Annotated in this window: 4 protein-coding genes and 2 rRNA genes; 2 read left to right on the top strand and 4 right to left on the bottom strand. The window is 48.0% G+C overall.

Annotated features, from left to right (window positions below; all coding sequences use genetic code 11):
- Positions 1–35: 35 nt before the first annotated feature.
- Both glyA and BC343_RS16670 read left to right on the top strand, forming a co-directional pair.
- On the top strand, positions 36–1,322 hold the full coding sequence (gene glyA, locus BC343_RS16665) for a serine hydroxymethyltransferase (protein ID WP_078348947.1): 1,287 nt from the start codon (positions 36–38) through the stop codon (positions 1,320–1,322).
- Positions 1,323–1,325: 3 nt separating this feature from the next.
- Positions 1,326–4,454 (top strand): PAS domain S-box protein, encoded by a 3,129-nt coding sequence (locus BC343_RS16670; RefSeq protein WP_078348948.1) that lies wholly within the window; start codon positions 1,326–1,328, stop codon positions 4,452–4,454.
- A 318-nt stretch (positions 4,455–4,772) separates the two neighbouring features.
- On the opposite strand, the gene BC343_RS30785 is transcribed toward BC343_RS16670, so the two are convergent.
- The 4 genes from BC343_RS30785 to BC343_RS16685 all read right to left on the bottom strand — a co-directional run bounded on the left by BC343_RS30785 (position 4,773) and on the right by BC343_RS16685 (position 9,626).
- Positions 4,773–4,973, bottom strand: a complete 201-nt coding sequence (locus BC343_RS30785; protein ID WP_143822237.1) for a hypothetical protein — start codon at positions 4,971–4,973, stop codon at positions 4,773–4,775.
- Between the two features lie 197 nt (positions 4,974–5,170).
- The gene (locus tag BC343_RS31070; protein WP_156088762.1) at positions 5,171–5,332 is read right to left on the bottom strand and encodes a hypothetical protein; all 162 of its coding nucleotides are present in this window, start codon (positions 5,330–5,332) and stop codon (positions 5,171–5,173) included.
- Positions 5,333–6,457: 1,125 nt separating this feature from the next.
- Positions 6,458–6,569 (bottom strand): 5S ribosomal RNA (rrf, locus tag BC343_RS16680).
- A 180-nt stretch (positions 6,570–6,749) separates the two neighbouring features.
- A 23S ribosomal RNA gene (locus BC343_RS16685) occupies positions 6,750–9,626 on the bottom strand.
- Between the last annotated feature and the right edge of the window lie 254 nt (positions 9,627–9,880).

Raw genomic sequence — 9,880 nt, forward strand, 5'->3', positions numbered from 1 at the left:
TATTATAGCTAACTTAGCGCGCATTACACACAACAATGAAAAGAGATAAAATAATATTCAAATTACTGGAGGAAGAGCAACAGCGCCAGGAAGAAGGCATTGAGCTTATTGCATCAGAAAACTTTGTAAGCAAGCAGGTTATGGAAGCTGCCGGCTCGGTAGCAACCAATAAATATGCCGAAGGCTTGCCGGGCAAACGCTATTATGGCGGTTGCGAAATTGTTGATGAAATTGAAACCATTGCTATCGACCGTGCTAAAGAGCTGTTCAATGCCGAGTGGGCAAACGTGCAGCCACACAGCGGTGCGCAGGCTAATGCGGCAGTTATGCTGGCTTGTTTGCAGCCCGGCGATAAAATATTAGGGTTCGACCTTTCGCACGGCGGGCACTTAACGCATGGTTCGGGTGTAAACTTTTCGGGTAAATTATACGAGCCTCATTTTTACGGGGTTAAAAAAGATACCGGTTATGTTGACTATGAGCAACTGAAAGAGGTTGCCCTGCGCGAAAAACCGAAATTGATTATCTGCGGTGCTTCGGCTTACTCGCGCGATTGGGATTATGCCTTTATCCGCTCCGTTGCTGATGAAGTTGGCGCTTTGGTGTTAGCCGATATTTCGCACCCTGCGGGCTTAATTGCACGCGGTTTATTAACCGACCCGCTGCCGCATTGCCACATTGTTACTACCACTACCCACAAAACCCTGCGCGGCCCGCGTGGTGGCTTGATATTGCTTGGTAAAGATTTTGAGAACCCATGGGGGCACAAAACACCAAAAGGCGAGATACGCATGATGTCGAACCTGTTGGATATGGCTGTTTTCCCGGGTACACAAGGTGGTCCGCTGGAGCACATTATTGCTGCTAAAGCCATTGCCTTTGGCGAAGCTTTGAGCGATAGCTACATGAAATACATCCTCCAGGTAAAACTTAACGGCGCTGCTATGGCTAAGGCTTTTGTAGAGCGTGGTTACGACATTATCTCGGGCGGTACCGATAACCACCTGATGCTGATAGACCTGCGTAACAAAAACATCAGCGGTAAAGCTGCTGAAAAAGCGCTGGTTTCTGCCGATATTACTGCCAACAAAAACATGGTGCCTTATGATGATAAGTCACCGTTTATTACTTCGGGTATCCGCGTGGGTACTGCCGCTATCACCACCCGTGGCTTGAAAGAGAAGCATATGGAAACCATTGTTGAGCTGATAGATATGGTAATAAATGACCCCGAAAACGAAACAACTTTAAAGAAAGTACGTAAAAGGGTGCACAAATTAATGGAAGAGTTCCCGCTTTACCGGGATAAACATTTAGCATAGCCAATGGATGTAGAGCATCATACCCCTTCGGAGCCCGAAAACAGGCGCTTAACCGCCCTGCTCTCTTACGATATCTTAGATACGTTGCCCGAGAAGGAGTATGATGCTATTACACGCCTGGCATCCTTTATATGCGGGGCACCCATAGCCTTCATCTCTTTTATTGACGACAGGCGGCAGTGGATGAAATCGATGATAGGGCTGGATATTGCCGAAGTACCTATCGGCGAAACCTTTTGCCAATACACCTACAAGCAGGGCGGGCTTACCGCCATTCCGGATGTTTCTAAGGTTGAACCTTACCGCCACCACGAAATGGTTACGGGCGAGTTTGGTTTGCGCTTTTTTGCCAGCACCCCGCTGATAGACCCCGAAGGCTACCCCATAGGCTCGCTATGCGTGCTGGATAACCACGTAAAAGAATTAAATGCCGAGCAGCGCGATGCTCTTAGCATACTGGCTAACGAGGTGATATCGCACCTGGTGCTACGTAAGCAAAAAAAAGAGCTGGAGAGCAGCCTGCAGGTACATAAAGATTTTTATACCTTATTTAATAACTCTACCGAGATACACCTGATAGCCGGTGCCGATGCGAACATTGAGCTGATAAACAACTGCATACTCGATATTTTGGGTTACACCGTAGAAGAAGCTACGGGCAGGAGTTTATGGAGCTTTGTTGTGGGGCAAAACCGCGAGCAGTATGTGCCCGTAATAGAGCAGGCAAAGGCTACCGAAAAACCCTTCGAGATAGAAACGCAAACCGTTACCAGCAGCGGCGAGGTTAAGCAACTAAGCTGGACCGCCGTTTACAAAGCGGGCAAATGGTATTGCAGCGGGCGCGATATTACCCTGCAAAAACGCCTGGCAGAGCAAACCGAACTGCTGAGCCTGGTTGCCAGCAAAATAAAGAACGGCGTAGTAATAAGCGATGCGCGCGACTGCGTAATGTGGACCAACGCCGCCTTCGAAAAAATTACGGGCTACGCCACATCTGATGTGCATAACAAGTTTTTGGGCGAAGTGCTGAAGGGCAAACCCAAAGATGAAGCCGCCGAGCACGAACTGCTGGATGCTATACGCCACAAACGCTCGTACGAGGTGGAGCTATCTATGCTCTCTAAAGACGGGCGCCCTGTTTGGATAGCCGTTACCAACTCCATTATTTATGCTGCCGATGGCTCTATAGATAAATACATCCGCATTATTATAGATATTACCGCCCGCAAGCGCGCCGAGCAGGATGTGGAGATACTCACCTTCGCTGCACGCAAATCGCCAAGCGGAACCGTTATACGCGATGCCGAGGGTAAAATAATTTGGATGAACGAAGCCCTGGAGAACATTATAGGCTACAAGCTTGATGAACTGAAGGGGCAAACTATTGGCACCAAACTGGTAGGCGAAGAAACCGACCTATCGGTTTTTCAGGCAGCGGTGCAGAACTTTAAAGAGAACAAGCCTTATAATGTTGAGATAAAAATATACCGCAAGGATGGCACAACCGCCTGGGTGTTTATGTCTAACAGTCCCCTGTTTAACGAGGCGGGCAGCGTAGAGCGGCAAATAGGCGTAATGGTTGATATTAGCAGCCGCAAGCAGGCAGAGGAAGAGCTGCGCATGCTATCGCTCGTAGCCAGCAAAACCACCAGCGGCGTAGTGATAAACGATGCCGAGGGCAAGGTTGAGTGGGTAAACTCGGCATTTGAAGATATTACGGGCTACACGCTTGATGATGTAAAGGATAAACACCTGGGCGATTCGTTGAAGGGCGAGCTAACAGATGTATCTATCATCACCAAATCGCGCGAGCTGTCTGCCAAAAAGCAGTCCTTCGAGGTTGACCTGCTGGTGTACCGTAAAGACGGGCAGCCGGTGTGGGTATCGGTCATTAATTCGGTAATTACCGATGGTAAGGGCAAGGTGGATAAGTACATAGAGGTAATCATCGATATCACCGCCAAAAAGAAAGCCGAGCTGGAGCTGATAGCCGCCAAAGAAGAAGCCCTCGCCCTGAGCCGTGCCAAGGACATGTTCATAGGCGTAATGAGCCACGAGATACGCACCCCGCTGAACGCCGTAATAGGCATGAGCCATATTTTGCTGAACGATAACCCACTGGAATCGCAAAAAGAGAACCTCAGCATCCTGAAGTTTTCTGCAGAGAACCTGATGACCCTGATAAACGATGTGCTCGATTTTACAAAAATTGAAACGGGCAACATCCAACTGGAGAAAGCTAACGTAGATATGCGGGATATGGTTGCCGGGGTTACCGCCTCTATGCAATACAAAGCGCAGGAAAAAGGTATTTACCTGCGTGGCAATGTTGATAAGGCGGTGCCCGATATGGTAATTGGCGATAGGGCGCGGCTGGTGCAGATACTGCTTAATTTGGTGAGCAATGCCGTTAAGTTTACGGCAAAAGGCGGGGTAGATATTGAGCTGAAAGTAATAGAACAGACAAAAAAGACGGTAAGAATACGATTTGCGGTAACAGATAGCGGAATTGGTATTGCAAAAAACAAATTAAACACCATATTTGAATCTTTTAAGCAAGCCGAGGCAAACACCACCCGCGAATATGGCGGCACAGGGCTGGGGTTAGCCATCAGCAAGCGCTTGATAGAGCTGCACGATTCGCGCGTAAACGTAGATAGTACACCGGGCAAGGGCTCCACTTTTTGGTTCACCATAACCTTTAAAAAGCTGGTTACCGAAGCCGTAAATAATAACAATAAAGTGGAAACAGGATTAAATATTAACGTACTGGTAGTAGATGATAACCAAATAAACAGGTTATTGATAAACAAGGTTCTGAAAAAATGGGGCGCCACCGCCGATTTTGCCGAGAACGGACAGGAAGCAATAGATAAGCTTGAACTACACAAAAACTTTGATGTGGTGCTGATGGATATACACATGCCAATAATGGGCGGTTTAGAAGCCGCAGGCATCATCCGCACCAAAACCGACCCATACTTTCAAAACCTGCCCATTATTGCCCTTACAGCATCAATGCTGAGCAACCAAATGGGGCAGATAGAAAACGCAGGCATGAACGACTACATCCTGAAACCCTTTGACCCTACTACGCTACATTTGAAACTGAGCAAGTATCAGAAGCAGTAGGCTTTTAGAGTCAAGAGGTAAGAATCGAGAGACAAGACAGAAAGAAGAATATCGAACACCGAACGCTGAATTTCGAATGATGAAGTTCGGCTGCAAAATATGATAGAGCGTTCCTGATGGGGCGCTTTTTTTGTTTTAAACGCTACCTTTTCCGATACCGCAAGCGTCCTCGTTTGTGGTCCGCGAGACAGGTAACAATAAGGCGTTGCGGCTAAACATTCCATCATCAAAAGCCATCTGCACATTTGCATATCCGCACATCTGCACATCTGCACATCTGAAACCGTCCGTCCGTCCGAACGTGCCGTTCTGCAAAAATTATGCGGACAGGTTTTTGAAAAGCAATGGCAGTGGTACTTGGGTTAGGTTCTGCCCTGCTATCCCTCCAAGCCGCTGATAGAAGCGCCTTTCCGTACTATCAGGTTTAGGGCTGATGAGCCTGTCCGTGCGCCCGAAAAGGGTAGGCTCCTGCGGACGGACGGACAGAACGGGTGTCAGATAGTTAAGTAATTTGCTCATACGCTACCGCAAGCGTCCTCGNTGTGGTCCGCAAGACAGGTAACAATAAGGCGTTGCGGCTAAACATTCCATCATCAAAAGCCATCTGCACATTTGCATATCCGCACATCTGCACATCTGAAACTGTCCGTCCGTCCGAACGTGCCGTTCTGCAAAAACTATGCGGACAGGTTTTTGAAAAGCAATGGCAGTGGTGCTTAGGTTAGGTTCTGCCCTGCTATCCCTCCAAGCCGCTGATAGAAGCGCCTTTCCGTACTATCAGGTTTAGGGTTGATGAGCCTGTCCGTCCGCCCAAAAAGGGTAGGCTCCTGCGGACGGACGGACAGAACGGGTGTCAGATAGTTAAGTAATTTGCTCATACGCTACCGCAAGCGTCCTCGCTTGTGGTCCGCAGAACAGGTATGCGGCTTGCTATTAACGGAATGCTTAGTGGTAACATGTTGTGGCTATCTTGCAACCGTGCCACAAGCGAGGACGATCCCGGCAGCGAAGTACCTATTACTTTACCCGCCAAAAAAAGGCTCTTCCAAACGGACGGACAAGACGCGATGGGCAACAGCTAATCAGCTAATTGCCCGCATTGGGATATCTAACCGCAAAACTTCGCAACTCAATTTAGCATCAGCACCCGAAAACATTGCGAAAAACATATCATCGGCAGCAACTTTACCCGGTACCAATAAGGCATTCATCCTTGTAATTATAACATCGTATTTTCGATTTACAAGGTAAAAAGTATCAGGAAATAAGTTACCTGATGGATATTGATTAAAATATCAAAAAGCAAAAATGGCATACAAACATTGCTACCATTCATTAAAAAAAACCGGGAAAACGTTGGGGAATATGCATTAGCAGTATAGCATTAATCAGCTGCTAATACCTCTGATAAGATTTTCTCTCTGCTGATAAAAGATAAAAAACGCCGTTTTTTTAATGCACCCTCCCCATTAGCCTTTTTTTAAAAGGGCTTTCAATGCGTTTTGGGGAGGCATCGCTTTAGAAGATGTTCTGTCCGTCCGTTTACAAGTACCGTTTATTTTGGACGGGAGGCGGACAAGGCCTTGCTTGTGGTGTCCGTCCGTCCGCAGGAGCCCCCCTTATTATAGGCGGAAGGACGGACAGAGGCGTTTTATGCTGCCCCAAAGTTTTACTTCGGGATATAGGTAAGTATAACATGGTGCAGCTTGTTTATAAAGAGATGGAGATTTTTTGTTTGTCCGCTTTTATTTGCGATGAGGGCACCTGCAGACGGACGGACAGGATTGCGAATGTGCAGATATGCGAATTTCAGATGTGCAGATGGACTATGGTAGTGGAATGTATAGCGGTAATGCTTAGTGGTAACCTTGCATGCTTACCACAAGCGGGGACGCTTGCGGGAGCGGGAGACTGGTTCGGCAGGCTCACTATGACAAATGATGGATTAGGAATCCCCATAAAACAACAAAGCCTCATGTATTACTACACAAGGCTTGTTTAAAGGTTGGCACCGACCTACTCTCCCACATTTTACTGCAGTACCATCGGCTCTGGCGGGCTTAACTTCTCTGTTCGGAATGGGAAGAGGTGGACACCGCCGATATAGGCACCTGAATATTTTTAGTTAGTAGTGAGGGGTTAAGCGGTGAGTGGTTGTAGAGTTCAATAACTACCCACTCAATCAAGTATTCTCCATTCACTATAACTTGACATATTATTGAAAGAAGTAATTTCGAGAGAAAACAACAGCTTTGTGTTCGGGCAGCGGCAGAGCCGCCACCCTATTTACCTGCTATGAGAAAGCTTCGGATTATTAGTATTACTCGGCTTTGATGTCGCCATCTTTAGACCTGTAACCTATCAACGTAGTAGTCTGCTACGATCCTCAATGGAAGTCTCATCTTGTGGCTAGTTTCGCACTTAGATGCTTTCAGCGCTTATCTATTCCCAACGTAGCTACTCTGCAGTACACCTGGCGGCATAACAGATTCACCAGAGGTTAGTCCAACCCGGTCCTCTCGTACTAAGGTCAGCCCCACTCAAACTTCCAACGCCCACAACAGATAGGGACCGAACTGTCTCGCGACGTTCTGAACCCAGCTCGCGTGCCACTTTAATGAGCGAACAGCTCAACCCTTGGGACCTTCTCCAGCCCCAGGATGTGACGAGCCGACATCGAGGTGCCAAACCTCCCCGTCGATATGAGCTCTTGGGGGAGATCAGCCTGTTATCCCCAGCGTACCTTTTATCCTTTGAGCGATGGCCCTTCCATGCAGAACCACCGGATCACTATATCCGTCTTTCGACCCAGCTCGGCTTGTCTGCCTCACTGTCAAGCAAGCTTATGCTATTGCACTCCGCGTACGGTTACCAAGCGTACTGAGCTTACCTTTGAAAGCCTCCGTTACCTTTTTGGAGGCGACCACCCCAGTCAAACTACCCGCCAAACAATGTCCTCCGCTTTGCAGAGTTAGACACCAAATACAGAAAGGGTGGTATTTCAACGTTGGCTAACTGAATCCTAGCGAATCCAGATCACAGCCTCCCACCTATCCTACACATCCTGTATCCGATATCAATGTTAAGTTGTAGTGAAGGTGCATGGGGTCTTTCCGTCCCGTTGCGGGTAACCGGCGTCTTCACCGATACCACAATTTCACCGAGCTCATGGCTGAGACAGCGCCCAGATCGTTACACCATTCGTGCAGGTCGGAACTTACCCGACAAGGAATTTCGCTACCTTAGGACCGTTATAGTTACGGCCGCCGTTTACCGGGGCTTCGATTCAATGCTTCGCCTTGCGACTAACATCCCCTCTTAACCTTCCGGCACCGGGCAGGTGTCAGGCCATATACGTCATCTTTCGATTTTGCATAGCCATGTGTTTTTGTTAAACAGTCGCCTGGGCCTTTTCACTGCGGCTGATATTGCTACCAGCGCCCCTTCTCCCGAAGTTACAGGGCCATTTTGCCGAGTTCCTTAGCCATGATTCACTCGAGCACCTTAGGATCCTCTCCTCGACTACCTGTGTCGGTTTACGGTACGGGTTTTTATAATCTGAAGCTTAGCAGGTTTTCTTGGAAGCCTGGTTACCTGGGCTATCACCTTACCCGAAGGCTCGGTGTACTATCAGCGTTCAGCAAATCTGGCGTACTTAACTACCAAACCTATACCTACAGCCTTTAACGTGCTATTCCGTCAGCACGCGCCAGTTTCACTACTCCGTCACTGCGTCGCAATTATAAAAAGTACTGGAATATTAACCAGTTGTCCATCGGCTACGCCCTTCGGCTTCACCTTAGGCCCCGACTAACCCTGATCCGATTAGCGTTGATCAGGAAACCTTAGTCTTTCGGTGGGCGGGTTTCTCTCCCGCCTTATCGTTACTTATGCCTACATTTGCTTTTCTAATTCCTCCACAGTCAGTTGTCCTTCCTGCTTCTCCGGCAATTAGAATGCTCCCCTACCAGTACAATTAATTGTAATCCATAGCTTCGGTATAACGCTTAATGCCCGTTTATTATCCATGCCCGGCCGCTCGACTAGTGAGCTGTTACGCACTCTTTAAATGAATGGCTGCTTCCAAGCCAACATCCTAGCTGTCTGTGCAGCCGGACCTCGTTAGTTCAACTTAGCGTTAATTTGGGGACCTTAGCTGATGGTCTGGGTTCTTTCCCTCTCGGCCATGGACCTTAGCACCCATAGCCTCACTGCAATGTATATTATATAGCATTCGGAGTTTGTCTGGATTTGGTAGGATTTGACTCCCCCGCACCCAATCAGTAGCTCTACCTCTATATAACTTTACCATCACGCTGTTCCTAAAAACATTTCGGGGAGTACGAGCTATTTCCCAGTTTGATTAGCCTTTCACCCCTACCCACAAGTCATCCGGAAACTTTTCAACGTTTATCGGTTCGGTCCTCCAGTACCTGTTACGGCACCTTCAACCTGCCCATGGGTAGATCACAAGGTTTCGCGTCTACCTCCTCTGACTATACGCCCTATTCAGACTCGCTTTCGCTTCGGATCCGTGCCTGAAGCACTTAACCTTGCCAGAGAAGAGTAACTCGTAGGCTCATTATGCAAAAGGCACGCCGTCACACTTTACAGTGCTCCGACCGCTTGTAAGTACACGGTTTCAGGTTCTATTTCACTCCCCTGTTCGGGGTTCTTTTCACCTTTCCCTCACGGTACTGGTCCACTATCGGTCTCTCAGGAGTATTTAGCCTTACCGGATGGTGCCGGCAGATTCCCACAAGGCGTCTCCGACCTCGCGGTACTCAGGGTACCACTATCTTACTATTACTTACCCGTACGCAGCTCTCATGCTCTATGGCCGGGTTTCCCACCCCGTTCCGGTTCATTTTAGTAGTCATGTTGTGGCCCTACAACCCCATATATGCCGTAACATATATGGTTTGGGCTTCTTCCATTTCGCTCGCCACTACTCTGGAAATCATTATTATTTTCTCTTCCTCTGCTTACTTAGATGTTTCAGTTCAGCAGGTTTGCGCTATTGCAACTATTCTTCAAATAGTTAGGTTGCCCCATTCGGAAATCCCCGGATTAAATCATATTTGCTAATCCCCGGGGCTTATCGCAGCTTATCACGTCCTTCATCGCCTCTGAGAGCCAAGGCATCCCCCGTGTACCCTTATTTACTTTCTTCTATACTTGTGCTGCTTTTGCTCAGCACTGTATGCTTTTTGATTCGTGTTGCCGTCTTCATGTCATTGCTAACAATCTGAGCCTGCAACAGCCCTCTACTGTTGTTTTCTCTTCAATTTTACTTCTTCCAATATGTCAAAGAACGTTTCTTCAGTTTGCAGTTCCCGGTTCGCAGTGTGCAGCATAAAACTGCTTACTGTTAACTGTATACTGCCTACTGAAAAGCGTGGAGAATAACGGATTCGAACCGTTGA

Source organism: Mucilaginibacter pedocola, from assembly GCF_002013915.1.
GTDB lineage: Bacteria > Bacteroidota > Bacteroidia > Sphingobacteriales > Sphingobacteriaceae > Mucilaginibacter > Mucilaginibacter pedocola.

Excerpts from the sequence above, each read along its gene's own strand:
- BC343_RS31070 (WP_156088762.1), bottom strand. The coding sequence starts at position 5,332 with ATGAGCAAATTACTTAACTATCTGACACCCGTTCTGTCCGTCCGTCCG.
- glyA (WP_078348947.1), top strand. The coding sequence starts at position 36 with ATGAAAAGAGATAAAATAATATTCAAATTACTGGAGGAAGAGCAACAG.
- BC343_RS16670 (WP_078348948.1), top strand. The coding sequence starts at position 1,326 with ATGGATGTAGAGCATCATACCCCTTCGGAGCCCGAAAACAGGCGCTTA.
- BC343_RS30785 (WP_143822237.1), bottom strand. The coding sequence starts at position 4,973 with ATGAGCAAATTACTTAACTATCTGACACCCGTTCTGTCCGTCCGTCCG.